This window comes from Micromonospora aridisoli, assembly GCF_056150025.1.
This window is the reverse complement of the sequence record NZ_JAXCFK010000011.1, coordinates 130,274-155,884: the sequence shown is the minus strand read 5'-3', so window position 1 is coordinate 155,884 and position 25,611 is coordinate 130,274. Positions and strand designations below refer to the sequence as shown.

The 25,611-nt window shown below is 72.0% G+C and carries 24 protein-coding genes; 14 read left to right on the top strand and 10 right to left on the bottom strand.

What is annotated here, in order from left to right; translation table 11 throughout:
* Window positions 1-215 precede the first annotated feature (215 nt).
* The gene (locus SM447_RS22775) at window positions 216-1,697 is read right to left on the bottom strand and encodes an aminopeptidase P family protein (protein ID WP_474574871.1); all 1,482 of its coding nucleotides are present in this window, start codon (window positions 1,695-1,697) and stop codon (window positions 216-218) included.
* Between the two features lie 133 nt (window positions 1,698-1,830).
* Here SM447_RS22775 and asnB point away from each other — a divergent pair, with 133 nt between their 5' ends.
* A complete protein-coding gene (gene asnB, locus SM447_RS22770) occupies window positions 1,831-3,792 on the top strand; it encodes an asparagine synthase (glutamine-hydrolyzing) (protein WP_474574870.1) in 1,962 nt (653 codons plus the stop codon).
* A gap of 69 nt (window positions 3,793-3,861) precedes the next feature.
* Here the strand turns inward: asnB and SM447_RS22765 are convergent, their stop codons facing one another.
* Window positions 3,862-4,974 carry a lytic polysaccharide monooxygenase auxiliary activity family 9 protein gene (locus SM447_RS22765; protein ID WP_474574869.1) on the bottom strand — a complete coding sequence of 371 codons (1,113 nt, stop codon included), beginning with the start codon at window positions 4,972-4,974 and terminating at the stop codon, window positions 3,862-3,864.
* A 392-nt stretch (window positions 4,975-5,366) separates the two neighbouring features.
* Here SM447_RS22765 and SM447_RS22760 point away from each other — a divergent pair, with 392 nt between their 5' ends.
* On the top strand, window positions 5,367-6,302 hold the full coding sequence (locus SM447_RS22760) for a PfkB family carbohydrate kinase (RefSeq protein ID WP_474574868.1): 936 nt from the start codon (window positions 5,367-5,369) through the stop codon (window positions 6,300-6,302).
* A gap of 283 nt (window positions 6,303-6,585) precedes the next feature.
* Here the strand turns inward: SM447_RS22760 and SM447_RS22755 are convergent, their stop codons facing one another.
* Complete coding sequence (locus tag SM447_RS22755; protein WP_474574867.1) at window positions 6,586-7,422, bottom strand: MBL fold metallo-hydrolase; 837 nt, start codon at window positions 7,420-7,422, stop codon at window positions 6,586-6,588.
* Window positions 7,419-7,823 (bottom strand): thioesterase family protein, encoded by a 405-nt coding sequence (locus tag SM447_RS22750; RefSeq protein ID WP_474574866.1) that lies wholly within the window; start codon window positions 7,821-7,823, stop codon window positions 7,419-7,421. Before SM447_RS22750 ends, SM447_RS22755 begins: the two co-directional genes overlap by 4 nt.
* A gap of 124 nt (window positions 7,824-7,947) precedes the next feature.
* On the opposite strand from SM447_RS22750, the gene SM447_RS22745 reads away from it, so the two are divergent.
* A complete protein-coding gene (locus SM447_RS22745) occupies window positions 7,948-9,051 on the top strand; it encodes a phosphatase PAP2 family protein (protein ID WP_474574865.1) in 1,104 nt (367 codons plus the stop codon).
* Window positions 9,052-9,171: 120 nt separating this feature from the next.
* Here the strand turns inward: SM447_RS22745 and SM447_RS22740 are convergent, their stop codons facing one another.
* The 3 genes from SM447_RS22740 to SM447_RS22730 all read right to left on the bottom strand — a co-directional run bounded on the left by SM447_RS22740 (window position 9,172) and on the right by SM447_RS22730 (window position 11,855).
* The gene (locus tag SM447_RS22740; protein WP_474574939.1) at window positions 9,172-10,464 is read right to left on the bottom strand and encodes a PH domain-containing protein; all 1,293 of its coding nucleotides are present in this window, start codon (window positions 10,462-10,464) and stop codon (window positions 9,172-9,174) included.
* A 548-nt stretch (window positions 10,465-11,012) separates the two neighbouring features.
* Complete coding sequence (locus tag SM447_RS22735; RefSeq protein WP_474574864.1) at window positions 11,013-11,543, bottom strand: PH domain-containing protein; 531 nt, start codon at window positions 11,541-11,543, stop codon at window positions 11,013-11,015.
* Between the two features lie 39 nt (window positions 11,544-11,582).
* Entirely contained in the window at window positions 11,583-11,855 is a 273-nt protein-coding gene (locus SM447_RS22730; RefSeq protein ID WP_474574863.1) for a hypothetical protein, read from the bottom strand.
* A 236-nt stretch (window positions 11,856-12,091) separates the two neighbouring features.
* Here SM447_RS22730 and SM447_RS22725 point away from each other — a divergent pair, with 236 nt between their 5' ends.
* From SM447_RS22725 to SM447_RS22715, 3 genes are read left to right on the top strand one after another with little or no spacing between them, the layout of a single operon-like run.
* Window positions 12,092-13,198 carry an AAA family ATPase gene (locus tag SM447_RS22725; protein WP_474574862.1) on the top strand — a complete coding sequence of 369 codons (1,107 nt, stop codon included), beginning with the start codon at window positions 12,092-12,094 and terminating at the stop codon, window positions 13,196-13,198.
* Complete coding sequence (locus tag SM447_RS22720; RefSeq protein WP_474574861.1) at window positions 13,177-14,193, top strand: DUF58 domain-containing protein; 1,017 nt, start codon at window positions 13,177-13,179, stop codon at window positions 14,191-14,193. The genes SM447_RS22725 and SM447_RS22720 overlap by 22 nt, the downstream gene beginning before the upstream one ends.
* Window positions 14,190-15,140, top strand: coding sequence for a VWA domain-containing protein (locus tag SM447_RS22715; protein ID WP_474574860.1), 951 nt, complete (start codon window positions 14,190-14,192; stop codon window positions 15,138-15,140). The genes SM447_RS22720 and SM447_RS22715 overlap by 4 nt, the downstream gene beginning before the upstream one ends.
* A 19-nt stretch (window positions 15,141-15,159) precedes the next feature.
* Here the strand turns inward: SM447_RS22715 and SM447_RS22710 are convergent, their stop codons facing one another.
* Window positions 15,160-15,318 carry a hypothetical protein gene (locus SM447_RS22710; protein ID WP_474574859.1) on the bottom strand — a complete coding sequence of 53 codons (159 nt, stop codon included), beginning with the start codon at window positions 15,316-15,318 and terminating at the stop codon, window positions 15,160-15,162.
* A 433-nt stretch (window positions 15,319-15,751) separates the two neighbouring features.
* On the opposite strand from SM447_RS22710, the gene fabG reads away from it, so the two are divergent.
* From fabG to SM447_RS22690, 4 genes are all read left to right on the top strand, one after another.
* A complete protein-coding gene (fabG, locus tag SM447_RS22705) occupies window positions 15,752-16,456 on the top strand; it encodes a 3-oxoacyl-ACP reductase FabG (RefSeq protein ID WP_474574858.1) in 705 nt (234 codons plus the stop codon).
* A gap of 26 nt (window positions 16,457-16,482) precedes the next feature.
* Window positions 16,483-17,250 carry an enoyl-ACP reductase FabI gene (gene fabI, locus SM447_RS22700; protein ID WP_474574857.1) on the top strand — a complete coding sequence of 256 codons (768 nt, stop codon included), beginning with the start codon at window positions 16,483-16,485 and terminating at the stop codon, window positions 17,248-17,250.
* Between the two features lie 114 nt (window positions 17,251-17,364).
* Window positions 17,365-18,396 carry a ferrochelatase gene (locus SM447_RS22695; protein WP_474574856.1) on the top strand — a complete coding sequence of 344 codons (1,032 nt, stop codon included), beginning with the start codon at window positions 17,365-17,367 and terminating at the stop codon, window positions 18,394-18,396.
* Window positions 18,397-18,453: 57 nt separating this feature from the next.
* The gene (locus tag SM447_RS22690) at window positions 18,454-19,233 is read left to right on the top strand and encodes an HAD-IIA family hydrolase (RefSeq protein ID WP_474574855.1); all 780 of its coding nucleotides are present in this window, start codon (window positions 18,454-18,456) and stop codon (window positions 19,231-19,233) included.
* 112 nt (window positions 19,234-19,345) lie between these two features.
* Here SM447_RS22690 and SM447_RS22685 read toward each other — a convergent pair whose 3' ends face one another.
* Window positions 19,346-20,140 carry a hypothetical protein gene (locus SM447_RS22685; protein ID WP_474574854.1) on the bottom strand — a complete coding sequence of 265 codons (795 nt, stop codon included), beginning with the start codon at window positions 20,138-20,140 and terminating at the stop codon, window positions 19,346-19,348.
* Window positions 20,141-20,325: 185 nt separating this feature from the next.
* Here SM447_RS22685 and SM447_RS22680 point away from each other — a divergent pair, with 185 nt between their 5' ends.
* Both SM447_RS22680 and SM447_RS22675 read left to right on the top strand, forming a co-directional pair.
* Window positions 20,326-21,138 (top strand): DUF3097 domain-containing protein, encoded by an 813-nt coding sequence (locus tag SM447_RS22680; protein WP_474574853.1) that lies wholly within the window; start codon window positions 20,326-20,328, stop codon window positions 21,136-21,138.
* Window positions 21,139-21,223: 85 nt separating this feature from the next.
* The gene (locus tag SM447_RS22675; RefSeq protein ID WP_474574852.1) at window positions 21,224-22,501 is read left to right on the top strand and encodes an AI-2E family transporter; all 1,278 of its coding nucleotides are present in this window, start codon (window positions 21,224-21,226) and stop codon (window positions 22,499-22,501) included.
* Between the two features lie 12 nt (window positions 22,502-22,513).
* Here the strand turns inward: SM447_RS22675 and SM447_RS22670 are convergent, their stop codons facing one another.
* Window positions 22,514-23,833: a serine hydrolase domain-containing protein gene (locus SM447_RS22670; RefSeq protein WP_474574851.1), complete on the bottom strand. Its 1,320-nt coding sequence runs from the start codon at window positions 23,831-23,833 to the stop codon at window positions 22,514-22,516.
* A gap of 83 nt (window positions 23,834-23,916) precedes the next feature.
* On the opposite strand from SM447_RS22670, the gene SM447_RS22665 reads away from it, so the two are divergent.
* Both SM447_RS22665 and SM447_RS22660 read left to right on the top strand, forming a co-directional pair.
* The gene (locus tag SM447_RS22665; RefSeq protein WP_474574850.1) at window positions 23,917-24,387 is read left to right on the top strand and encodes an NfeD family protein; all 471 of its coding nucleotides are present in this window, start codon (window positions 23,917-23,919) and stop codon (window positions 24,385-24,387) included.
* Between the two features lie 4 nt (window positions 24,388-24,391).
* On the top strand, window positions 24,392-25,501 hold the full coding sequence (locus tag SM447_RS22660) for an SPFH domain-containing protein (RefSeq protein ID WP_474574849.1): 1,110 nt from the start codon (window positions 24,392-24,394) through the stop codon (window positions 25,499-25,501).
* Window positions 25,502-25,611 lie beyond the last annotated feature (110 nt).

The window sequence follows — 25,611 nt, the reverse complement described above, 5'->3', positions numbered from 1 at the left end:
TTCCTCGCGAGAAGGACGTATCTGAAAAAACCCCGCATTGTGCTCGGATCGGGCAGCACTGCGTCATCTCGCCTCACCGGGTTGAAACTGGTTGAGCAGGGCAGATGCTTGATCCGTAGGACAGACGAGGACGGGCCCCGCGCCGGAAGCGACAGCATGTCGCCTCCGGCGCGGGGCCCGCCCGCTACTCGGTGCCGCCCGGTCCGGGCGGTAGATCAGCCCGGCAGCCGCAGCCCGGCCTCGCGCTGCTCGGCCAGCCAGGTCTCCACCTCGTCGGCCCGGCGCGGCAGGCCGGCCGACAGGTTGACCGCGCCGGAGGTGGTGACCAGGACGTCGTCCTCGATCCGGATGCCGATGCCGCGCAGTTCCTCCGGCACCAGCTCGTCCTCCGGCTGGAAGTACAGCCCCGGCTCGACGGTGAGCACGTACCCCTCGCCCAGAGTGCCGTCGCGGTACATCTCCTTGCGGGCGTTCGAGCAGTCGTGCACGTCGATGCCGAGCATGTGCCCGAAGCCGTGCAGCGTCCAGCGGCGGTAGACCATGGACTTCTCGTCCATCGCCTCGTCCACGCTCACCGGCAGCAGTCCCAGGTCGGCAAGTCCTTCGGCGAGCACCCGCATGCACGTCAGGTGGACGTCCTTGAAGGTCACGCCCGGCTTGATGAACTCGATGCCGGCCTGCTGCGAGGCGTACACGACGTCGTAGACCTGGCGCTGCAACGGGCTGAACCGCCCGTTGACCGGCAGCACCCGCGTCACGTCCGCCGTGTAGAGGTGGCGTCCCTCCACGCCCATGTCCATCAGCAGCAGCTCACCCGGTCGGGTGACGCCGTGGTTGTGCACCCAGTGCAGGATCGTGGCGTGCTCGCCCGCGCCGACGATCGAGCCGTAGCCGACGTCGTTGCCGTCGTGCCGGGCCCGCAGCGCGAAGATCCCCTCCAGCAGTCGTTCGGAGACGCCCCGGTCCGCCGGCAGCGCCCGGGCCACGTCCTCGAAGCCACGTACGGTGGCGTCGACCGCCTCCTGGAGCTGGGCGATCTCCCACTCGTCCTTGACCAGCTTCTGCTCGGAGATGGCGATGGCCAGCTCGCGGTCGCGGGCCGGCTGCCCCTCCTCACGCGGACCGTCCCAGGACCGCACCGCGGTGTCCACCCGGGCGTCGAAGCCGCGCAGCACCCGGGTCCGCGCGGGCGCCAGCTCGGCCAGCGCGGCGTCCAGCTCGGTCAGGTCGGCGGTGGGCAGGCCCAGCTCGGTCGACTTCTCGGTCAGGGTGTGCCGTCGGCCCACCCACAGCTCGCCGTGGCGGCTGCGGAAGAACTCGTCGTTCTCCCGGGACGAGCGCGGACGCATGTACAGCGTGGCGTCGTGCCCGGAGCCGTTCGGCCGCAGCACCAGCACGCTGTCCGGGTCGTGGTCACCGGTGAGGTACGCGAAGTCACTGCCGGGCCGGAACCGGTACTCGGTGTCGTTGGCGCGTACCTTCTCCCCGCCGGTGGGGATCACCAGCGTCTCGCCCGGGAAGGCCGCCGAGAGGGCGGCCCGGCGCTTGGCGTAGTTCGGTACCTCGGGCCGCGGGCCGACCGGCAGGGTGGTTTCCCGCCAGCCCTGCCGCATGAACGACAGGAACGCCGGTGGGAAATCCGGGTCGTGCGACTCGGTGCCGTCGGCCGGCTTGCCGTCGGTGCGTTCCTCGGTCATGCCCCGCTCCCTTCGCCTCATTGCTGGTCCCGACGGTACCGCGAACCCGGTCCCGGGCCGAGCCGCCGGTGGCCGTCCCGGTCACCCGGCAGTGCCGCGACGGCCGATCAGCACGCGTGGAAAGATGACGGACATGTGCGGACTCCTGGCTTTCTTCAGTGCGCGCGGCGACGCCGCCGCCCACCGCGACAACATCGCCGGGGCGTTGGAATGCCTGCACCACCGCGGCCCGGACGAGACCGGTGTCGAAGTGGTCGGCGACGCCTCCGGCCGGTACGCGGACGGGGTGTTCGCCCACAAGCGGTTGGCGATCATCGACGTCGCGCTCAGCCACGAGCCGCTGCCCTACGCCGACGGCCGGTACCTGCTGACCTTCAACGGCGAGATCTACAACTACATCGAGCTGCGCGAGGAGCTGATCCGCGACTTCGGCGCCCGGTTCGCCACCAACGGCGACGGGGAGGTCATCGTCGCCGGCTACCACTACTGGGGCGAGCAGGTACTCACCCGGCTGCGGGGCATGTTCGCCTTCGTCATCTGGGACCGGCAGGAGCGTCGCGCGTTCGGTGCCCGCGACTACTACGGCATCAAGCCGCTGCACTACCTGGAGACCGCCGACGGGCTCTACCTCGCCTCGGAGAAGAAGGCCCTGCTGCCCTTCGCCCAGTCCGCGTACGCCGGGGACGCCGGGGTCGACACGGCCAACCTCAGCCACTACCTGACCCTGCAGTACGTCCCGGAGCCCGGCACCCTGCACAAGGGGATCAGCCGGATCGGCTCGGGGGAGTACCTCACCTGGACCCCGGGCGGCCGGATCGACGTGCGGCGCTGGTACCGGCCGGTGTTCCGGCCCGCGCCGGTCTCCGACGAGCAGAAGCTCTACCACGAGATCCGGGAGACGCTCCGCGAGAGCGTACGCATGCACATGCGCTCCGACGTGCCGGTCGGCTCGTTCCTGTCCAGCGGGATCGACTCCACCGCGGTGGTGGCCCTGGCCCGGGAGTTCAACCCGAACATCCTGACCTTCACCGTCGGCTACGACGTGCCGGGATACTCGGAGATCGACGTCGCCCAGGACTCGGCCCGTCATCTCGACGTGACCACCATCCCGACCAAGATCGGGCCGCAGGACATGATCGAGGCGCTGCCGAAGATCGTGTGGCACCTGGACGACCCGGTCGCCGACCCGGCTCTGGTGCCGCTCTACTTCGTCGCCAAGAAGGCCGCCGAGCACGTCACCGTGGTGCTCTCCGGCGAGGGCGCCGACGAGTTCTTCGGCGGATACACGATCTACCGCGAGCCGCTCTCGCTGAGCAGTGTCAACGGGCTGCCCGGCGGGGTGCAGAAGGGCCTGCGGGCGGTCTCCAAGGCGATCCCGCAGGGGGTCAAGGGCAAGAGCTTCCTGGAGCGCGGCACCACGCCGATCGAGGAGCGCTACTACGGCAACGCGCGGATGTTCACCGAGGAGGAGAAGCAGCACCTGCTGCGTCGCTACGACCCGTCGGTGCGCTACACCGACGTCACCGCGCCGATCTACGCCGAGTGCACCGAGTTGGACGACGTCACCAAGATGCAGTACGTCGACCTCTACACCTGGCTGCGGGGCGACATCCTGGTGAAGGCGGACCGAATCTCCATGGCGCACTCGCTGGAGGTGCGGGTGCCCTTCCTCGACCGTGAGGTGTTCGAGGTGGCGGCGAAGATCCCGGTCGAGCTGAAACTGCCGCCGCGCTCCGACGCCACCAAGTACGCCATGCGCCAGGCGTTGCAGGGCGTGGTGCCGCCGGCCATCGTCAACCGCAAGAAGCTGGGGTTCCCCACCCCGACCCGGGTGTGGCTGCGCGGCGAGATGTACGAGTGGGCCCGGCACGTGCTGACCACCTCCGGTGCCGGCGACCTGCTCGACCTGTCGTACGCGCTGCGCCTGCTGGAGGAGCACAAGCGGGAGGAGTTCGACCACTCCCGCAAGGTGTGGACCGTGCTGATCTTCTGCATCTGGCACGCGATCTTCGTCGCGAAGACCCTCGACCCCGGCATCCAGCGCAACCAGTCGGCCCTGCTGACCAAGCCCGTCGTCGGCTCGATGGTGCGCTGAGGTGCAAGGAAGGGCCCCCTGTTAACGCCTCGCGTATAGCAGGGGGCCCTTCTTAACGCCTGACTGGGGTCAGCTACGGGCGCAGGTGACCGTGGGCGTCGCGTTGTTGCCGCTGGCGAGGAACCCGAAGGTCGTACTGCCGTTGGCCGCGAGGTTGCCGTTGTACGACACGTTGCGGGCCGTCACCGACGATCCGGACGTGGTCTGGGTCGCGTTCCAGACCTGGCTGATCGACTGACCGCTGGGCCAGGTCCAACTCGCGGTCCAGCCGTTCATCGCCGACGTACCGGTGTTCCGGACCGTGACCTCGGCCTGGAAACCACCCGACCAGCTGTTGGTCACGTTGATGGTGGCGCTGCAGCCACCGGTCCCCGGCGGCGGGGTCGTCGGGTTCGGCGGCGGGGTGGTCGGGTTCGGCGGGGGCGTGGTCGGGTTCGGCGGCGGGGTGGTCGGGTTGGGCGGCGGAGTGCTGCCGGAGCCGATGCCGGTCACCTCACCGTTGCCACCGTCGAAGACCACGTCGGAGCAGCCGAAGAAGTTCTCCTGGCTGTCCGAGCGGACCCACCGGGAGTAGATGATGTGCCGGCCGCTCTTGTTCGCCGGCAGGGTGCCGGTGAAGTAGTAGTGGCCGTCGTTGGTGCCGACCGCGCCGCGCTGCGGCGGGTTGGTCACCGTCAGGAACGGCTGGGCCTCCAGGTCACTCCAGGCCAGCGCCCGGGTCGGGCTCCAGCTGTCCCGGGTCACGTAGAAGTAGAACGTGCCCGGGTGGTGGGCCCAGTTGCTGTACCGGAACTCCATGCTGCGACCGGCCGTCAGGTGGGTCAGCGGCCAGTCGTTGCGGGCCAGGTCGTAGCCGCGGAAGCCGGTGGCCCCGCCGCTGCACAGCTGGCCGTCGGGGATGAAGCCGGTGGTTCGGCCGCCCGCGTCGGAACGCAGCACGCTGAACCAGTTGTAGAGCGAGTTCGTCCCGCTCTGGGCGACGGCGGCGGCGCAGGCCGGGTTGTTCGGCCGGATCTCACCGGTCTGGGTGAGGCCGTCGCGCCAACACAGGAAGGTGCGGGCACCCGGCGTCATCGCCGCGCCGTGCGCGGCGGCCGGGTTGGGGGTGGCGATCACGACGACCGCTCCCGCGAGAAGAGTGAAAGCCGCAGTGACGAGCGCGGCCAAACGTGGACGTTTCACGGGTTCTCCTGACTCGCGGGGCGCATTTGCGTGGGTGCGCCCCGCCGAACGCGCGGATGGCGGAATGGTGCCGCCCCCGCTGTTGGGGCGGATGCGACTACGCGGCGACCGTGCGGATGGGAACGGATGGCCCAGCCAGCACCTGTCGCCAGCGGAGTGTCGACGCGTGAATGCCCTCGCGCGATGTGAGACCCGGCGCCGATGACGCGCAGCCCCGCGTCATCCGGCAGCAATATCCCACCATGCCGGCTCGCTTGATGCAATAGCCGTCTCTCGATGTGCGGGACGGGCCCGGTTCGCGGTGCCCGGGGCGCACCAATACGGTGGCTTCGCGCCCAGGTGATCGCTGTGCCAGCCTGGGCGTCAGCAACGGCCGACGGAGGGACCTGACCATGGGATACGCGGTGGTGCTCGGCGAGGCGCTCGTCGACCTGCTGGACGCCGAGTGCGACGGCAAGCCCGTCTACCGGCAGGCGATCGGTGGTGGCCCGCTGAACGTCGCCGTCGGTGTCGCCCGGCTCGGTGGCGCGGTGCAGTTCGCCGGATCGCTCGGTGACGACGTGCTCGCCGGCCGGATCCGCGACTTCCTCACCGCCGAGCGGGTGGGACTGGCCGGCGCGGTGACCGCCGCGGTGCCGACCACGCTGGCCGTGGCCACCTTCTCCGGTGCGGAACCTGACTTCCGCTTCTACGGCGAACCGCCGTCCTACTCGTTGCTCGGCCCCGACGAACTCGACGTCGCGCTGGTCGAGGACGCCGACGTGCTCTACTGCGGCTCGATCGTGCTACTGGCTCCGGCGACGCTGGCCGCCGCCCGTCGAGCCTGGGCCGCGACCCGAGGGCTGCGGGTGTTCGATCCGAACGTCCGGCCCCGGCTGCTGGCCGGCCCTCAGGCGTTGGCCGAGCTGCGCGAGGTGGTCGCCGAGTTCGCCGCCGGAGCGCACCTGGTCAAGCTCAGCGCCGCCGACGCGGAACTGCTTTATCCGGGTGAACCGGCCGAGTCGGTGGCGGCCCACCTGCGCGAGCTGGGCGCGGCCACCGTCGTGGTCACCCTGGGGGCCGCCGGCGCGGTGGTCGCCGCCGCCGACACCGAGCCGGTACGCGTACCCGCGCCGAAGGTCGACGCGATCGACGCCACCGGCGGCGGTGACTCGGTGATGGCCGCCCTCGTCGCCGACCTGCTGATAGACGGCGAGCCGGTCGAGCCGGCCGGCTGGCACGAGCGGGTGGCCTACGCGTTGCGGGTCGCCGGCCTCGTCTGCGAACGCCCCGGCGGCGCGGTCGCGATGCCCACCCGCGCCGAGGTGCTCCAGCGCTTCGGCGGCTGAAGCCTCGCCACGGGCATCCCAGCGTCGGTGACGGCACCGGCTGGCCCGCCCGCACCGGTGCTGCGTCCGCCGCCGGTGCCCGGTGTGCTGGTGTGCGGTGTACGGCCTGCGTGGTTGGTGCCCGGTGCGCTACGTTCGTGGCCGGTCCTCGGCGTGCGGCGTCCGCGCCGGCGTGCGGCGTCCGTGGCCGGTCCTCGGCGTGCGGCGTCCGCGCTGGCGTGCGGCGTCCGTGGCCGGTCCTCGCGTGCGGCGTCCGCGGCCGGTGGCCGGTGGCCGGCGTCGATCAGGCGGTGCCGTCCAGTTCTGCGTAACCGCGCCGGGCGGCGGTGAGCGCGTGGCGGGCCGGGAACGGGGCATCGGCGGCGACCCGCTCCGGCGGCGCTCCGGCGGTGTGCCCGGCCCGGATCAGCCAGGCCAGCTCCACCAGCTGGGCGTGCTGCGCCCGGACGAAATCCGCGTCGACCGGGTCGCCGTGCCCTGGTACGACCACCGTCGACGGCGAGGTGGACCGCGACAGCTCGGCCAGGGCGTCGGGCCACTGCAACGGGTAGGAGTCCTCGAACGCCGGTGGGCCGGCCTGCTCGACCAGATCGCCGGCGACCAGCAGGTCGGCGTCGGGAACCTGGATCACGAGGTCGGCGTCGGTGTGACCCCGGCCGGGGTGGCGCAGCACCACCCGCCGGCCACCGATGTCGAGGACGGCCTCGGTACGCACCGTGTGGGTGGGTGCCAGCAGCACGGTGTCGGCCAGTTCGGCGGCGAGTTCGGGATGTTCCGCGTGCAGCTCGGCGTACGCCTCCCGGCGCAGCCGGTCCGCCTCGTCGCGGATCGCCACGGCGGCCAGCTCGTGCGCCCAGACCGGGCGGGGTGGGTCACCGGCGAGCGTGGCGTTGCCGAAACAGTGGTCGAAATGGTGGTGGGTGTTCACCAGGGTCAGCGGGTCGGTGGTGACCGCGTGTACGGCGGTGGCCAGCTCGGCCGCCTGCCCCGTGGTGGAGAGTGTGTCGACCAGCAGCGCGGCCCCGTCCCCCAGCACCAGCGTGACGTTGACCGCGAGCACGGGCTCACGCAGCACGAGGACCCGGTCGGCGACCTCGACGAACCGGCCGGTCGTCGTCATGCCGCCCCACCGGCGCGTTCCAGGAACCGGTGCCGATCCACCAGCACCCGCTCCACCCGGCCCTCGGCGACGGTCTGCCCGTCCTCGGTGACCGCGATCTCGAACACCAGCCGACGCCGGTCGACCTCGGTCAGCCGCGCCTGCGCCGCCACCGTGCGGCCCACCGGCGTCGCGGCCAGGTGCTCCATGTCCACCCGGGTACCCACCGTGGTCGACCCGCTCGGCAGGTGGCGGGCGGTCGCGGCCACCGTCGCCGCCTCGGCCAGCGCCAGCACCCGTGGCGTACCGAGCACCGGAACGTCACCGGAGCCGAGCGCCTGAGCGGTGTCGGCGTCGGTGACCGTCAACTCGACCCGGGCGGCCAGACCCGGGGCCAGGGCATGATCCGGTAGCTCCCGCATGGCCACAGCGTAGGTGGTCGGCGGGGCCTGGGCCACGCGCCCGGGCAGATGCGCGACGTCCGCGACGACATCGCAGGTGCTCCTGCCTCCGCTGGCGCGCGGGCCGCCGCTAACCTTGTCCGCGATGTCTGCCGCGACCGACACCCAGCCCCCGGCCCCGACCGAGCCGCCCGCCCCGCTCGACGGTGGGCGTCGCCGTGTGATCGCGATGTCGATCTGGGGGGCCGCCTTCGTGGCGGGCTGGCTGGTCATCGGTCTGCCGACCGACCCGGTCTACGCGTTCTTCTGGATCTGGGCCGGCACCATCGCCTGGTACTCCGCCCGCCCGTGGCGCAGTCACCTGCGCTTCGCCCGGGACTGGGTGCCGGTGGTGCTGCTGCTGGTCATCTACAACCTCTCCCGTGGGTTCGCTTACCACGACGGGACGGTGCCGCACGCCTACGAGCTGATCCTGGCGGACCGCCTGATGTTCGGCTGGGCGATGGACGGCCAGGTGCCGACCGTCTGGTTGCAGCAGCATCTTTACCAGCCCGAGGTGCGCTGGTGGGACGTCCTCGTCAGCTGGGTGTACTTCTCGCACTTCGTGGCGGCGCTCGCCGCGGCCGCGGTGCTCTGGATGCGTGCGCGCAGCCGGTGGGCCGCGTTCATGCGTCGCTGGTTCTTCCTCTGCGCCACCGGCCTGGTCACGTACTTCCTCTACCCGGCCGCGCCACCGTGGTGGGCGGCGCAGAACGGCCTGATCGAGGAGGTCGCCCGGATCTCCACCCGGGGCTGGAAGGCGTTCGGCATGCACGGCGCGGGCAACCTGCTCAACGCCGGGCAACTGGCCTCCAACCCGGTGGCCGCGATGCCGTCGCTGCACACCGCCTTCGCCCTGTTCGTGGTGGTGTTCTTCCTGCCCGGCGTCCGGCGTCGCTGGTGGCCCCTGCTGCTGGCCTACCCGCTGGCGATGACCTTCACGCTGGTCTACAGCGGCGAGCACTACGTGATCGACGTGCTGGTCGGTTGGGTGTACGTCGGGATGACCTTCCTGGCGGTCGGTTGGGCCGAACGCTGGTGGGCCCGCCGAAAGACCCGCTCCACCCCACCCACCCCCACCACTCCACCCGACCCCACCACCCCACCCGACCCCACCACCCCACCCGACCCCGCCACCCCACCCGACCCCGCCACCCCGCCTGCCACCACCACCCCCACCGACGCACCCTCCATCCCGTCCCCCCGCTGACCGCAACCGCACCCACCGACTCGCGGATCTTGCACTTTCGGTCGCCGTGATGCGGCTCATGTCCCGTTATGCGGGGACGAAAAGTGCATGATCGCGGGTGTGCGTTTGGGCGGGTGGGGGTCAGGAGGGGCGGCGGGCGGCTCGGCCACGAGCGGTGAGTTCCGCCGCCAACGCCCAGGCGTCGGCGACGTCGCGGTCCACCGCCGCCGCGCCGGCCCCGCCGGCCGTGTCGGCGTGCACGGTGGCCAACCCGAGCAGCCGCTGCACCGGTCCCTGCACCACCCGTACGCTCTGCAACCGCGCGTACGGCACGATGGTCAGCCGTCGGGTGAGCAGACCGGAGCGGACGGCGAAGACCTGCTCGGTCAGGCCGGCACCGAGGACGTGGCGGCTGAGCGGGTTGACCCAGCGCGCCCGGGCCGGTGGTGGCCGCAGCGGCAGCGCGGAGAGCACCACCCCGGGCAGCACCTCGGCAACGATCATCTCACCGGTCGGCTGGTCGCCGACGGGCAGCAGGCGGTCCGGCCGGTTGCGCTGATCGGGCTCGCCGGCGGCGTAACCGGCCACCTCCAGGCGCAGCCGCAGCCAGCCCTTGACCCGCCAGAGCAGCGGCCAGGTCACCCCGACGGTCTGCACCCGGTGCAACGGTACGGTCTGCACCCGGGTTTCCAGCAGGCCGTTGCGGATCCGCAGCCGGTCGTGATCGCGGGCGAGCTGGAACCGCCAGTCGTCGAGGACCCGGCGGATCGGTTGCAGCAGGACGCCGGCCATCGCGGTGAGCGTGCTCGCCACCGCGATGAAGGACCAGGAGCCCTCGGACAGGAACTGCGTCGCCACGAAGGCCACCCCGAAGGGCAGCAGGAACGCCTGCGGGGTCAGCAACTGACTGATGAGCAGGTCCCGGTTGCTCACGGCGTGCAGCGGACGGCCGGGCGGCCGGGCCGCCTCGGCGCCCTCGGGTGTCGGCTGCCCGGTCGGAGCCGGTGCCGCGCCGGTGGCGTCGCCGGCCAGGGCCAGCAGGCGCTGCCGCAGCGCCGAGGCCTCGGCGACACTGAGGTACGCCAACGGTGCCTCGGTCTTGCCGCCGCCGACGACCTCCAGCCGTAGCTCCGCCAGCCCGGTCAGCTGAGCGAGCAAAGGCCGGACCACCTCGACGGCCTGGAGTCGTTCCAGCGGGATCGCCCGGGTGCGTCGCCAGAGCAGCCCTTCGTGGATGCGCAGTTCCCGGCCGACCACCTGGTAGCCGGTGTTGTACCAACTGACCACGGCCAGCACGCTCGCACCGAGCGCGAGCACGATCACCATCGCCACGAACCAGCCGAGCCCGACCCGGGACAGCGTCGACCAGGACAACCCGGCGATCACCACGACCAGCGACTTGGCCCCGTGCAGGGCGGGGCTCAACGGATGCAGCCGTTGCCGTGCCGGCGGACCCTGCGGCGGCCCGGCCCACCCGGCTGAGGGATACGGCGCTCCCGGTGGATACGGCGCTCCCGGTGGATACGGCGCTCCCGGTGGATACGGCGCTCCCGGCGGATACGGCGCTCCCGGCGGATACGGCGGGCCGGGTGGGTGCGGCGTTCCCGGTGGGAGTGGCGCTCCCTGCGGTCCCGGCGGGTACGGCGCTCCCTGCGGGTACGGCGCTCCCGGTGGGTACGGCCGGCCGGGTGGACCACTTGGTGGCCAGCCCGCCCCGGGCGGCCAGGCTTTCGGTCCGGGGTGCGGGCCTGGGCCGGGTGGCGGCGCCGGTGGCCAGGTCTGCGGCGCGGCATTCGGCTGTGTGTCGCCAACCTGCTGTGCCGGGCCGGCGGGCTGCGTCGCTCCATCGGGTGGCGGGCCGGGTTCCGGATACGGGCCGGACCCTGGGCCCTCGCCCGACGATGCTGCCCCAGCGGGCGCGTTCGGTGGGGCGTCGTCAGCGATGGGTGGGGTTCGGTCCTGGCCCGAACCGGCCGACCCGCTCAAAGTCCCTCCGCCCGGTCCTCGCCGAGCGCGGTGAGGCGGTCCCGAAGCCGGGACGCCTCCGCGGGACGCAGCCCGGGCACCCGGGCGTCGCTCGCCGCGGCCGCGGTGTGCAACTGCACCGTCGCCAGGTCGAACGCCCGCTCCAGCGGGCCGGCGCTGACGTCGACGAACTGCATCCGCGAGTACGGGACGATGGACAACCGCCGGACCAGCAGGCCGTGCCGGACCAGCAGATCGTCCTCGCGCTCGGCGTAGCCCCAGGCGCGTACCGCCCGGACGATGGTCACCGACCGCCAGAGGGCGAACAGCCCTACCGCGCCGAGTGCCACACCGAACGGCCAGGAACCGGTCAGCGCCCAGCCGACACCGAGCACGGCCGAGACGAAGGCGACTCCGGCGGCCAGGCGCAGCAGCTCCACCCAGATCAGATCGGTCGATATCGACTGCCAGCGTACGGTGTCCGGCCACGGTTCGAGCGGGTTGGCCGGCGCGGGCGACGGCAGGGCGCCAGATGCGTCATCGCTCACGGGACAGCCTTGTCGGTCGCGACTGCGGGGCTCGCAAGCTCACTCCTCGCGCTCACGGTGCCGCCTCTCCGTTGTACGAGTCCACTCTTCGAGCGTAGGCGATCCGGCCAGCGGGGTGACCTCACGCAGAAAGCCTCGCGCGCCGAGGAAATCACCGAGCGACGTCCGGTGCACGTCGCAGGCGAGCCAGGTCTTGCGCCGCTCGGGCGGGTGCAGGCGGGGATTGTTCCAACGCAGCGACCAGCAGGCCGGGGCACGACACCCACGGGCCGAACAGATCAGGACCTCGGTGGGGGTGTCGGGGTCGGTCATCCCGCTCAGTCTATGACGGCGGGGGAGAGTGAGCGCCGGGCGGCCACGGGGGAAGCCGCCCGGCGACGGATGAATGGTACACACGCCGGGGCGGCCTTTGTCCACTGGCGATCGGCGATTCCTCCGTCCCGGAACGGCGTGGCGGAAATCGGTCGCTCCCTCCGTCGGTACTCAGCCGGGCATGCGAGGCTTGGTACCGCACACGCCGCGACGACCGATCACGCTGTGGAGGACCAGTGGCCCAGCCGACCACGCCCGACGCCCCGCCACCGAACGGGGCGCAACCGCAGGCAGCCGCGCTGTCGACCACTCCGGCGCAGGACGCCACCCTGCTGGAGCGGGCGCTGTTCGAGATCAAGCGCGTGATCGTCGGGCAGGACCGGATGGTGGAGCGGATGTTCGTCGCGCTGCTCGCCCGTGGGCACTGTCTGCTGGAGGGGGTGCCGGGGGTGGCCAAGACCCTCGCGGTGGAGACCCTCGCCAGGGTGGTCGGCGGGTCGTTCGCCCGGGTGCAGTTCACCCCGGACCTGGTACCGGCCGACATCATGGGCACCAGGATCTACCGGCAGTCCAGTGAGAAGTTCGACGTCGAACTGGGGCCCGTCTTCGTCAACTTCCTGCTCGCCGACGAGATCAACCGGGCGCCGGCGAAGGTGCAGTCGGCACTGCTGGAGGTGATGAGCGAGCGGCAGGTCTCGATCGGGGGTGAAAGCCACCGGGTGCCGAACCCGTTCCTGGTGATGGCGACGCAGAACCCGATCGAGCAGGAGGGGGTCTATCCGCTGCCGGAGGCGCAGCGGGACCGCTTCCTGATGAAGATCATCGTGGGGTACCCGACGGACGCCGAGGAGCGGGAGATCGTCTACCGGATGGGCGTCGCCCCGCCCGAACCCGCCGCGGTGTTCGACACCGACGATCTGATCGCCCTGCAACACAGGGCCGACCAGGTCTTCGTGCACAACGCCCTGGTCGACTACGCGGTCCGGCTGGTGCTGGCCACCCGTACGCCCGCGGAACACGGCATGCCCGACGTCGCGCAACTGATCCAGTACGGCGCCAGTCCCCGGGCCTCGCTCGGCCTGGTCCGCGCGACCCGGGCGCTGGCGCTGCTGCGCGGCCGTGACTACGCCCTGCCGCAGGACGTGCAGGACATCGCGCCGGACATCCTGCGGCACCGACTGGTGCTCAGCTACGACGCGCTCGCCGACGACGTGCCGGCCGACCACGTGGTGCACCGGGTGATGTCCACCATTCCGCTGCCCTCGGTGGCGCCGCGGCAGCAGGCCACCCCGCCCGCCGGGGCGGTGGCACCTACGTCGGGGTGGCCCGGGCAGCGACCGTGACCTCGACCACCCCTCGACCCGGTCAGCCGGACCGGCACGCGGCCAGCAGCCGCTCCGGTGCGGTGCTGGCCCGGCTGCAACTGCTGGTGACCCGCAAGCTCGACGGGCTCCTTCAGGGCGACTACGCGGGCCTGCTGCCCGGGCCGGGCAGCGAGGCGGGCGAGTCGCGTGAGTACCGGCCCGGCGACGACGTGCGTCGGATGGACTGGCCGGTCACCGCCCGTACCACCACCCCGCACGTGCGGCGTACCGTGGCCGACCGTGAGCTGGAAACGTGGCTGGCGGTGGACCTGTCGGCGAGCCTGGACTTCGGTACCGGCCAGTGGCTCAAGCGGGACGTGGTGATCGCGGCGGCGGCGGCGATCACCCACCTGACCGTACGGGGCGGCAACCGGATCGGCGCGGTGGTGGGCAGCGGGGGTGACCTCCCCACGCCACGGCGGGGCCGACGCGCCCCGACCGTGCCGCCGGGACCGGGACGACTGGTCAGGCTGCCCGCCCGCTCCGGACGCAAGGAGGCCCAGGGCATGCTGCGGGCCATCGCGGGCACCGAGATTCGGCCGGGACGCGGCGACCTCGGCGCGCTGATCGACATGCTCAACCGGCCGCCCCGGCGGCGCGGTGTCGCGGTGGTCATCTCCGACTTCCTCGCCCCGCCGGCGCAGTGGGCGCGTCCGTTGCGCAAGCTACGGGTACGGCACGATCTGCTCGCGGTCGAGGTGGTCGATCCGCGTGAGTTGGAGCTGCCTGACGTGGGGGTGCTGCCGGTGGTCGACCCGGAGACCGGCGAGCTGCACGAGGTGCAGACCGCGGACCCGGGACTGCGGCACCGCTACGCGGCGGCCGCCGCGGCGCAACGTGCCGAGATCTCCGCCGCGTTGCGCTCCGCCGGCGCCGCCCACCTGCGACTGCGTACGGACCGAGACTGGCTGCTGGACATGGTGCGCTTCGTGGCCGCGCAGCGGCACGCCCGCACCCGGGGGACGACGCGATGATTCGACTGCTGCAACCGTGGTGGCTGCTGGCCGTGCTGCCGGTGCTCGCCCTCGCCGCGCTGTACGTCTGGCGGCAGTTGCGCCGCCGTGACTACGCGCTGCGGTTCACCAACGTGGACCTGCTGCGCACCGTGGCGCCGAAGGGGCTGGGCTGGCGGCGGCACGTGCCGGCGACCGCCTTCCTGCTCGCGCTGCTGGTGTTGGCCGGCGCGCTGGCCCGGCCGGCGGTCGACACCCGGGAACCGCTGGAACGGGCCACCATCATGTTGGCCATCGACGTGTCCTTGTCGATGCAGGCCGACGACGTGCCCCCGAACCGGCTGGAGGCCGCCCAGGAGGCGGCGAAGCAGTTCGTGGCGGAGCTGCCGGCGACGTACAACGTGGGGTTGGTCTCGTTCGCCAAGTCGGCCAACGTGCTGGTGCCGCCGACCAAGGACCGCCCGGCGGTGACCAGCGCCATCGACGGGCTGGTGCTCGCCGAGGCGACCGCCACCGGCGAGGCGGTCTTCACCTGTCTGGAGGCGATCCGCTCGGTGCCGGCCGACGGCGCGGCCGGTATCCCGCCGGCCCGGATCGTGCTGCTGTCGGACGGCTACCGCACGGCGGGACGGTCGGTGGAGGAGGCGGCCGCGGCGGCGCAGGCGGCGAACGTGCCGGTCTCCACCATCGCCTTCGGCACCGATTCCGGCCATGTCGACATCGGTGGTCAGTTGCAGCGGGTGCCGGTGGACCGGCTCGCCCTGGCCGAGCTGGCCGAGACCACCGAGGGCTTCTTCTACGAGGCGGCCACGGTCAGCGAGCTGAAGCAGGTGTACCAGGACATGGGCAGCTCGATCGGGTTCCGGACCGAGCCGAGGGAGATCACCCAGTGGTACGCGGGCATCGCCCTGCTGCTGGCCCTGTGCGCGGGCGCGTTCAGCCTGCTCTGGTCCTCCCGCATGATCTGACCGGACCGCCGGTGACGGCTCAGTGGTTGCCGCTGGCGAGGACGAAGAGGACGGCCACCCAGACGGCGGCGAGGGTGAAGCCCAGCGGGGCGACGTAGCGGCTCATGACAGCTCCGACGTGGCGACTCGGCGACCCGGGCAGGGCGGGCCGCGTAAGGGGTGGATCGGGGACGCGCACACGCGAAGTCGTGACCGGACTGCTTACCGGCGGCACCCGTCCGACCGCCGCCACGGCGTCAGCCGGACGGTGGGACGAGGGCGCGGGGAGCGGTGCCAGCTCAGGCGGAGCGGGGCTCAGCGTGGCTGGCGGTCGGCCCGGCCACGACTGGGAGGATCGCTATCTGGCACAGCGATCACCTCCTGGGGTCGGGTTCCGGGGCGACGCGGGCCGCCGAGCGACCCGCAAACGCGGATCATCGTACACCCGGGACCCGGGATCGGCGTACTCGGCCGACCGGCCCACGGATCGTCGCCGTTCATCGGCCTGACTCGGTTCTACCGTCCCGCGGTGCGGGTCGTGGTCGGGGCCGGCGTGACGTGCGGCGGGTTAGTGATTACCGTGCGGTAACGCCTAGTCTCCAAGCCGCAGCGATCTTTGGAGGGGACGCACCGTGTCGCGAACTGTGCTGGTAACCGGGGGCAACCGGGGGATCGGTCTGGCCATCGCCCAGGCTTTCGCCAAGCAGGGCGACCGGGTGGCGATCACCCACCGGGGGAGCGGCGCGCCCGAGGGGTTGTTCGGCGTGCGTTGCGACATCACCGACGCCGAGTCGGTGGACGCGGCCTTCGCGGCGGTCGAGGCGGAGCTGGGGCCGGTCGAGGTGTTGGTCGCCAACGCGGGCATCACCGACGACACACTGCTGCTGCGCATGTCGGAGGAGCAGTTCACCCGGGTGCTGGACACCAACCTGACCGGCGCGTACCGCTGCGCCAAGCGGGCCTCCGGGAAGATGCTGCGGGCCAGGTGGGGACGAATGATCTTCATCTCCTCGGTGGTCGGCCTCTCCGGCGGCGCCGGCCAGGTCAACTACGCGGCCAGCAAGGCCGGCCTGGTCGGGGTGGCCCGCTCGATCACCCGGGAGCTGGGCGGCCGCAACATCACCGCCAATGTGGTCGCGCCGGGTTTCATCGAGACCGACATGACCGCGGTGCTGGCCGAGGAGCGCAAGGCGGAGATCCTCAAGTCCATCCCGGCAGGTCGGATGGCCAGCCCGGACGAGGTCGCCTCGGTGGTCACCTGGCTGGCGGGCGACAGCGCCGGGTACGTCTCCGGCGCGGTCATCCCGGTCGACGGTGGCCTGGGCATGGGTCACTGAATCCCTAGCACGGAGGAATGAGCTTAATGTCCGGACTGCTGGCCGGTAAGCGGCTGCTCGTCACCGGCGTCATCACCGACGCCTCGATCGCGTTCTCGGTGGCGAAGCTCGCGCAGGAGAACGGTGCCCAAGTCGTGCTCACCGGCTACGGCCGACTCTCGCTCGTGGAGCGGATCGCCAAGCGGCTGCCCGAGCCGGCGCCCGTGATCGAGCTGGACGTGACCGACCCCGAGCACCTCGCCGGGCTGGCCGACAAGGTCCGCGAGCACGTCGACGGTCTCGACGGGGTGGTGCACTCGATCGGGTTCGCCCCGCAGAGCTGCCTCGGTGGCGGGTTCCTCGACGCCTCCTGGGAGGACGTGGCGACGGCGCTGCACGTCTCGACGTACTCCTACAAGTCCCTGGCGGTCGCGGCGCTGCCGCTGATGTCACCGGGCGGTTCGGTGGTCGGGCTGACCTTCGACGCCAGCCAGGCGTGGCCGGTCTACGACTGGATGGGCGTGGCCAAGGCCGGGCTGGAGTCGGCCTCCCGCTACCTCGCCCTGCACCTGGGCAAGCAGGGCATCCGCAGCAACCTGGTGGCCGCCGGCCCGTTGCGCACCATGGCCGCGAAGTCGATCCCGGGCTTCGAGCAGTTCGAGGACGCCTGGGCGGGGCGGGCCCCGCTGGGCTGGGACCTCACCGACCAGGAACCCGCCGCCCGGGCCTGTCTGGCCCTGCTGTCGGACTGGTTCCCGGCGACCACCGGCGAGATCGTGCACGTCGACGGTGGCTACCACGCGGTCGGCGCCTGAGGCGAAAAGGAAGGGCCCCTTCTTAACGCCTGCGGTATAGCAGGGGCCCCCTCTTAACGACCGGGACCCGGGGGCGTTGCCGGGTCGCCGCAGACCACCGGGAAGAATGGCCCCATGGCGTACGACGCGGTGGTGCTGGTGTCCTTCGGCGGCCCGGAGGGGCCCGACGACGTGATGCCGTTCCTGCAGAACGTGACCCGCGGGCGGGGCGTCCCGCCGGAGCGGCTGGCCGAGGTCGCCGAGCACTACCAGCACTTCGGTGGTGTCTCTCCGATCAACCAGCAGTGCCGAGAACTGTTGGCGGCGGTCCGCACCGACTTCGCCGCCAACGGGCTCGAACTGCCGGTGTACTGGGGTAACCGGAACTGGGCGCCGATGCTCGCCGACACGGTGGCGCAGATGCGCGACGACGGGGTACGGCGGGCGCTGGCCTTCGTCACCAGCGCCTTCGGCGGCTACTCGTCCTGCCGGCAGTACCAGGAGGACATCACCGCCGCCCGGGCGGCGGTCGGCCCGGATGCGCCGGTGATCGAGAAGCTACGGCAGTTCTGGGACCACCCCGGATTCGTCGAGCCGCACGTCGACGCGGTACGCGCCGCGCTGGCCCAGCTCGACCCGGCCCGCCGGGACACGACCCGGCTCGTCTTCACCGCGCACTCGGTGCCGATCTCGGCGGCCGACAGCGCCGGCCCGCACGGGGGCCGGTACACCGCCCAGCTCGCCGAGACGGCCCGGCTGGTGCACGCGGCGGCGGCCCCCGACCTCGCGTACGACCTGGTCTGGCAGAGCCGTTCCGGCCCGCCCCACGTGCCGTGGCTGGAGCCGGACGTCAACGACCACCTGGAGACGCTCGCCGAGCAGGGCGTGACCGCGGTGGTGGTGAGCCCGATCGGCTTCGTCTCCGACCACCTGGAGGTGGTGTGGGACCTGGACACCGAGGCGTCGGACACGGCCAAGCGGCTCGGCCTGGACTTCGTCCGCGCCGGCACGCCCGGAACCGACCCCCGTTACGTGACCATGGTGCGGGAACTGGTGCGGGAGCGCATCGACCCGGACGGGGCGACCCTGCGCCGCCGCCTCGGTCAGCTGCCGATGTGGGACACCTGCCCCACGGTCTGCTGCGTCCCACCCCGCCGTCCGTCCTGACCGCTGCCGTCCGCCCTGGCCGCCGCGGCGAACCCGACGACACCCCTGGGGATGATCATGCATGACCGTAAGCCCGTCGAGAGCTGGCTCAGCGACATGGACGGGGTGCTGGTGCACGAGGGCCAGCCGGTGCCGGGCGCGCCGGAGTTCGTCAAGCGTCTGCGCAACTCCGGCAAGCCCTTCCTGGTGCTGACCAACAACTCGATCTACACGCCACGGGATCTGCAGGCCCGGTTGGCCCGGATGGGCCTGGACGTGCCGGAGCAGGCGATCTGGTCGTCCGCCCTGGCCACCGCCCAGTTCCTGGCCGACCAGCGGCCGGGCGGCACGGCGTACGTGATCGGCGAGGCCGGGCTGACCACGGCCCTGCACGCGGTGGGCTACGTGCTCAGCGACTTCGCCCCCGACTACGTGGTGCTGGGGGAGACCCGCACCTACAGCTTCGAGGCGATCACCAAGGCCGTCCGGCTGATCAACGACGGGGCGCGGTTCATCTGCACCAACCCCGACGCCACCGGGCCGTCGGTGGAGGGTGCCCTGCCGGCCGCCGGCTCGGTCGCGGCGATGATCTCCAAGGCGACCGGCGTGGAGCCGTACTTCGTCGGCAAGCCCAACCCGATGATGATGCGGTCGGCGCTGAACACGATCAACGCGCACTCGGAGAGCACCGCGATGATCGGCGACCGGATGGACACCGACATCCTCTGCGGCCTGGAAGCCGGGCTGGAGACCATCCTCGTGCTGACCGGCATCAGCACCCGCGTGGAGGCGGAACGCTACCCCTACCGTCCGTCCCGGATCGTCAACTCCGTCGCCGACCTGATCGACGAGATCTGACCCGCTGAACCTCCTCGTTGATCATGAGGTTGGCGGCACTGTTGGAGATCATCTCCGCCGCTAACCCCATGACCAACAAGACGCGGCGAGGCGAGGCGCCGGGTGGGTGGGGTCAGGGGCGGAGGGGGGCGTTGCAGGCGGCGACGAGGGCCTGGCGGCAGGCGGCGGTGAGCGGACGCAGGGCCGCGTCGCGTTGCTGGGCCTCGTAGTTGTTGACCGCTCCGCCGGGTGCCGCGTGGCCGGCCAGGGCGAGCACCCGGTCGAGCACGGCGGCGCGGGCGAACAGCCGGCGGGACCGCGGGTCGAAGCCGGGCGGCAGATCGGTGGTGCCGTCGGGGCGGCGCAACGCCTCCAGTGCGCCGGCCAGCTCCGGGCGCCACTGGGCCACGTCTAGCCGGGTGAGCGCGGCGGTGGTGTCGGCCAACGCGGCGGCCAGCTCCGCCTCCGCCTCGGCGGCCCCGGGCAGGGTGAGGCAGGCGGCGGGGGCGTCCGCCGGCAGCGGGTGGACCCGCCAGAGCACCGTCTCGAAGGTGTCGCCGGAACCGGAGGTGTGCACGCGTACCTCCGGGATCAGCCCCAGCGCGCCGGCTATCACGGCTTCCCCGGCGAGCAGCGCGGCACCGGCGAAGTCGCCCGGACCCGGCAGGCCGCGCGGGTCACCCGGAGCCGGCAGCACCAGGCGGATCTCGTCCGGCGAGAGCTTGGCCAGGGTGGGCAGCGCCTCCCGCAGCGGCACGTCGGTCCAGGTGCCGGGGGCGTCGGCGACCAGGTGCTCCTCGGCACCGGCGACCGCGTCGGCGACCTCGTCGAAGGGCACGAGCCCGGCGCGCCACGCGCGCACCCAGGCAACGAACCGGCTCGACCGGCGCGGCGCGAGGATGGCCGCACCCGCAGCGGGGGTGGACATGCCGAAAGAGTACGTGGTGACGCCCGTCCGTGTCTCGACTGCCGCGCCCACACCTCCCGCCTGCGCCGATCATGCGGGTTGTGGCGGGTGCTTCGTCACTTCCATGGTCTGCGCCACATGCTCGATCCGGCGAAGTGGCGTGTCGTCGGCGGGCGGGGTGGTGCGGGTGGGATTAGCGTGGCGGGATGGGGCGGCGGTACGGCGAGGACGTGTTGGCGGGGGACTGGCGGCGGCGGAAGATCACCCCGGAGGTCGACGCCGAACCTGATCTCGTGGTGGAGGACGCCGAGTCCGGCTTCTGCGGCGCGGTGGTCGGCTTCGAGTCCGGCGCGGTCGTGCTGGAGGACCGGCACGGCCGGCGACGCAACTTCCCGCTGTTGCCGGCCGCGTTCCTGCTCGACGGTCGCCCGGTCACCCTGCGCCGCCCCACGAGACCGGCGGTGCCGGCCGCCCGGCGTCGGACCGCCTCCGGCTCGGTCGCGGTCGACGGGGTACGCGCCCGCGTGGCCCGGGCCAGCCGGATCTGGGTGGAGGGCGTGCACGACGCCGCCCTGGTCGAGCGGATCTGGGGCGACGACCTGCGGATCGAGGGTGTGGTGGTGGAGCCGCTGTCCGGCATCGACGCCCTCGACGCCGAGGTACGCGACTTCGGCCCCGGCCCGGGCCGGCGCCTCGGCGTGCTGGTCGACCACCTGGTGCCCGGCTCCAAGGAGAGCCGCATCGTGGCCCGGGTCAACTCCCCGCACGTGCTGGTGACCGGTCACCCCTACGTCGACGTGTGGCAGGCGGTGAAGCCGGCCGCGGTGGGCATCGCGGCGTGGCCGGTGGTGCCTCCGGGACGGCCGTGGAAGGAAGGCGTCTGCGCCGCGCTCGGCGTGGCTGAGCCCGCCGACATGTGGCGGCACATCCTCTCCCGGGTGAACACCTTCGCCGACGTGGAGACACCGCTGATCAACGCGATGGAACGGCTGATCGACTTCGTCACCGAGCCGGCGTGACCCGCTGGCCGACACGGCCGCCACCGGCGATGGCGTCGACCGCTACCGTGGACGGCCAGGTCCCTACCATCCCGGGGGTACGCGCGTGAGCCGGTTCGGGCAGCTGCGGCAGCGGTTGCGTCAGGCGTACGAGGCGGGACGCGAGTCGGTGCGTACGGCCCGCGAGCGGGAGCAGACGCGGCGGGCGGAACAGGCGGCGGAGCATGATCGGCTGATTCCCGAGCCGGCGACGCCGGCCGACGACGGTGCCGTGTCGACGACGAGCCGGGACGACGCGGACGTGCCCCGGGGCCTGCGGATCGCCGCCGCCTGGTCGTGGCGGCTGATCGTCATCGGCATCGTCGGCTGGGCGTTGCTGCGGGTCCTGGGCGCCATCCGCGTCGTGATCGTCCCGTTGCTGGTGGCGCTGCTGCTGGCCGCCCTGCTGGCACCCGCCGTCGGCTGGCTGCTGCGCGCCCGGTTCCCGCGTACGCTGGCCACCGCCGTGGTGCTGATCGGCGGGCTGGCAGCGGTGGTCGGCACGCTGACCCTGGTGGTCAACGAGTTCATCGCCGGTCTGCCGGAGCTGAGCTCCAGCGCCGCGGCCGGCATCGGGCAGATCCAGAACTGGCTGCGCGACGGCCCGCTGAACCTCTCCGACGGCCAGCTCGACCGGTACATCGAGGCCGGACAGAACTGGATCAACGAGAACTCGCAGACGTTGACCAGCAACGCGATCTCCACCGCCGGCACCGTGGTCGAGGTGTTCACCGGCGCGCTGCTGGTGCTCTTCGCGACCTTCTTCTTCCTGCGCGACGGGAACCGGATCTGGCGGTTCCTCGTCCGGATGTTCCCGACCGCGGCCCGCTGGCGGGTCAACGACGCCGGGCGTGCCTCCTGGCTGACCCTGGTCGCCTACGTACGCGCCACGGTGCTGGTGGCCTTCATCGACGCGGTGGGCATCGGGATCGCGCTCGTGCTGTTCGACGTGCCGTTCGCCTTCCCGCTGGCCGCGCTGGTCTTCCTCGGCGCGTTCATTCCGATCGTGGGCGCCACGCTGTCCGGGGCGGTGGCGGTCCTGGTCGCCCTCGTCGACGGCGGCTGGGTCACCGCCCTGATCATCCTCGGTGCGGTGATCGTGGTGCAGCAGGTGGAGGGCAACATCCTCCAGCCGTGGATCATGGGCCGGGCGGTGGCCCTGCACCCGCTGCCCGTGGTGCTGGCGGTGACCGCCGGAGTGGTGCTGGAGGGCATCGTCGGCGCGCTGGTCGCGGTGCCGCTGATCGCGGTGCTCAACACGGCGGTGCGCCGTCTGAACCGACCACGGCCGTCCCCGCCACCACCGGTGCCGGAGGCCGTGGTGGTCAGCTCCACCCCGGTCTGACCGCGCCGACGGTCAGGGTTCGTCGTCCGGGCTACGCGTGAAGACGAAGGTGGCGATGTCGAGTGCGACCGGGCGGCCGGCCTCGTCCCGGAGCACCGCCAGCACCTCGCCGTTCTCGACGCCGCTGACCCCGCGCCACCGGTCGGGGCCCTCGGGGGCGTAGCGGCTGATCCGCTCGCCGCGCAGCGTGCCGACCAGCTCCCCGGTGGCCTGGTCCCAGCCGAGGTCGAGCGGGGTGCCCATCCACCACCAGCGGCCGGTCAACGGTGCCAGGTCGGCCGGGGGCGGTGCGTCGACCGGCGACCACGGCCGGGCCGGTACCGGCTCGGCGTCGAGGACGTGGGTGAGGATCTGGTGGCCCAGCGGCCCGATGCCGCCGGTGCGGAAGCCGTACGAGTTGGCGAAGCCGACGATGCCGGTGCGACTGGGGCGGTGCACGGCCAGCGCGGCCACGTAGCCGGGCATCGAGCCGCCGTGCCCGACGTGGACCCGTTCGCCGTCGCGGGTGAGCTGGATCCCGAGGCCGTATCCCCCGCGCCAGGAGTCCAGGTCGCTGAGGATCACCGGGGCGCACATCTCGTCGAGGGTGGCGGGGTTGAGCACGGCCGGGTCCGGATCGCCGAGGAAGGCCGCCCAGCGGGCGAGATCGGTGACGGTGGACCAGAGCTGCCCGGCCGGTGCCATCGCCCGGCTGTCGGTACGCGGCTCCTCCCGCAGCGTGTCGTACCAGGGGTGCACCACGTAGCCGCGGGCGAACGGCTCGGTGGCCGCGTAGGTGGTGCGGGTCAGGCCGAGCGGCCCGAGGATCCGCTCCTGCACCAGTTGGGGCCAGGGCGTCCTGGTGATCTTTTCGAGCGCACCGCCGAGCAGCCCGTACGCCAGGTTGGAGTAGTGCCAGACGCGGTGCGGCGGGTGCGCGACCTTCGCGGCGGAGAACGCGGACAGCAGCGTGCTCAGGTCTCCGCCCTCGCTGCGCTCCCACCACGGGCCGTCGGGTTCGCGTTGCAGGCCGCCGGCGTGCCCGAGCAGGTGCCGCAGCGTGATCTCGCCGGCCGCGGTCGCCTCGGGCAGGTGCCGCCGCAGTGGGTCGTCCAGCGCCAGCCGGCCGGCGTCACGTTCCTGCATGACCAACACGGCGGTCATCGTCTTGGTGATCGAGCCGATGCGGTACTGGAGGTCGGCGTCGGGTCGCGGCTGCGTACCGGCGGTGGCGAGGTGCACCAGCGCACCGTCGCGGACCACGCCGACGATCAGCGACGGGACGTGGCCGGCGGACTGCGCGTCGGCCACCAGGGCGTCGACCTGCCGGGCGGTTTCGGGACGCAGGGGCACGAAGTCTCCCTCGGTGGTGACGGGCGCGGGCCTACGATGATGACAGTTCGATGACACGTGCACTGACATGTCACGATCGTTACGTGGATGCCGTGCTGTGGATCGTTCTGGGTGTGGTACTGGCGGTCGCTGAGATCTTCACGGCGACCCTGTTTCTGATCATGTTTGCGGTCGGCGCGTTCGCCGCCGCGGGAGCCGCAGCCCTCGGTGCGCCGGTGGCCGTACAGGCGGTCGTTTTCGCGGTCGTCTCCGCGCTGACCGTTTTCGCCGCGCGACCGGTCATTCAACGGCACAAACAGACCAGCTCCGACAGCGGCGACACCACGTTCGGCGTCGAGGCGATCGAGGGCTCGACCGCCCTGGTGCTGGAGGCCGTGGACGCCGACCGGGGCATGGTGAAGATCGACGGCGAGGTGTGGAGTGCCCGCGCCTACGACGCCACCCAGGTTTTCGCACCCGGCGAACGGGTGCAGGTTATCCAGGTCAAGGGAGCGGTAGCCCTGGTCTGGCGGGACGTCACTACTCCCGGTGAGCTACCCGAAGCGGAAAGGTGAACGGATGGAGTTCGTAGTTCCCGCCCTATTGATAGCAGTCGCACTGATCGCGGTGGTCACCCTGGCCAAGTCGGTGCGGATCGTGCCGCAACAGCGCCAGGACGTCGTCGAGCGGCTCGGCCGGTACAAGCGCACGCTGAACCCTGGTCTGAACATTCTCGTGCCGTTCATCGACGCGGTGCGTACCAAGGTCGACATGCGTGAGCAGGTGGTCAGCTTCCCGCCGCAGCCGGTGATCACCTCGGACAACCTGGTCGTGTCGATTGACACCGTCCTCTACTTCAAGGTGGTGGACTCCGTCCGGGCCACCTACGAGATCTCCAACTTCCTCCAGGCGATCGAGCAGCTGACCGTCACCACGCTGCGTAACGTGATCGGTTCGCTGGACCTGGAGCGCGCCCTGACCAGCCGGGAGGAGATCAACCGACACCTCTCGGGCGTGCTGGACGAGACCACGGGCCGGTGGGGCATCAAGGTGACCCGGGTCGAGATCAAGGCGATCGAGCCGCCGCCGAGCATCCGCGACTCGATGGAGAAGCAGATGCGCGCCGAGCGGGACCGTCGGGCGGCGATCCTGAACGCCGAGGGCCACAAGCAGTCGCAGATCCTCTCCGCCGAGGGTGAGAAGCAGGCGGCGGTGCTGCGCGCCGACGGTGACCGGCAGGCCCGGATCCTGCAGGCCGAGGGTCAGGCGAAGGCGATCCGGACCGTGTTCGACGCCATCCACCAGGCCAACCCGAGCCAGAAGGTGCTCGCCTACCAGTACCTCCAGGCGCTGCCGCAGATCGCGAACGGCACGGCCAACAAGGTTTGGATCGTGCCGGCCGAGCTGACCAAGGCCCTGGAGGGCATGGGCGGCGCACTCGGCGGCCTGAGCCAGATGGTCGGCGACGCGCCGAGCCAGGAGGCGTCCGCGGACGCCAGCGCCGTCGAGCGGGAGGCCGCCGAGGCCGCGCAGGCCGCCGCGGCGGCGGCCGCGGAGATCCACGACGAGGTACGCGTGGCCGAGGCGCAGGCCACCGGCGGCAAGAGCCCGCAGGGGCTGCCGGCACCGGAGCCGGTCTCCCCGGCGAGCCTGCTCAAGGACACCTCGGACCAGCGCGAGCGCGGCTGACCGGGGCAGGTCGGCTGCCTGCGCGGTCGGGTGACACCACCGGCCCGGACCCGTTCCACGGGTCCGGGCCGGTCCGCTTGTTCCCGGGGACACCGACAAATACGAGAAAG

Coding starts and splice junctions, on each gene's coding strand:
- SM447_RS22775 (WP_474574871.1), bottom strand. CDS start 1,697: ATGACCGAGGAACGCACCGACGGCAAGCCGGCCGACGGCACCGAGTCG.
- asnB (WP_474574870.1), top strand. CDS start 1,831: ATGTGCGGACTCCTGGCTTTCTTCAGTGCGCGCGGCGACGCCGCCGCC.
- SM447_RS22760 (WP_474574868.1), top strand. CDS start 5,367: ATGGGATACGCGGTGGTGCTCGGCGAGGCGCTCGTCGACCTGCTGGAC.
- SM447_RS22755 (WP_474574867.1), bottom strand. CDS start 7,422: ATGACGACGACCGGCCGGTTCGTCGAGGTCGCCGACCGGGTCCTCGTG.
- SM447_RS22750 (WP_474574866.1), bottom strand. CDS start 7,823: ATGCGGGAGCTACCGGATCATGCCCTGGCCCCGGGTCTGGCCGCCCGG.
- SM447_RS22745 (WP_474574865.1), top strand. CDS start 7,948: ATGTCTGCCGCGACCGACACCCAGCCCCCGGCCCCGACCGAGCCGCCC.
- SM447_RS22730 (WP_474574863.1), bottom strand. CDS start 11,855: ATGACCGACCCCGACACCCCCACCGAGGTCCTGATCTGTTCGGCCCGT.
- SM447_RS22715 (WP_474574860.1), top strand. CDS start 14,190: ATGATTCGACTGCTGCAACCGTGGTGGCTGCTGGCCGTGCTGCCGGTG.
- fabI (WP_474574857.1), top strand. CDS start 16,483: ATGTCCGGACTGCTGGCCGGTAAGCGGCTGCTCGTCACCGGCGTCATC.
- SM447_RS22695 (WP_474574856.1), top strand. CDS start 17,365: ATGGCGTACGACGCGGTGGTGCTGGTGTCCTTCGGCGGCCCGGAGGGG.
- SM447_RS22690 (WP_474574855.1), top strand. CDS start 18,454: ATGCATGACCGTAAGCCCGTCGAGAGCTGGCTCAGCGACATGGACGGG.
- SM447_RS22685 (WP_474574854.1), bottom strand. CDS start 20,140: ATGTCCACCCCCGCTGCGGGTGCGGCCATCCTCGCGCCGCGCCGGTCG.
- SM447_RS22680 (WP_474574853.1), top strand. CDS start 20,326: ATGGGGCGGCGGTACGGCGAGGACGTGTTGGCGGGGGACTGGCGGCGG.
- SM447_RS22660 (WP_474574849.1), top strand. CDS start 24,392: ATGGAGTTCGTAGTTCCCGCCCTATTGATAGCAGTCGCACTGATCGCG.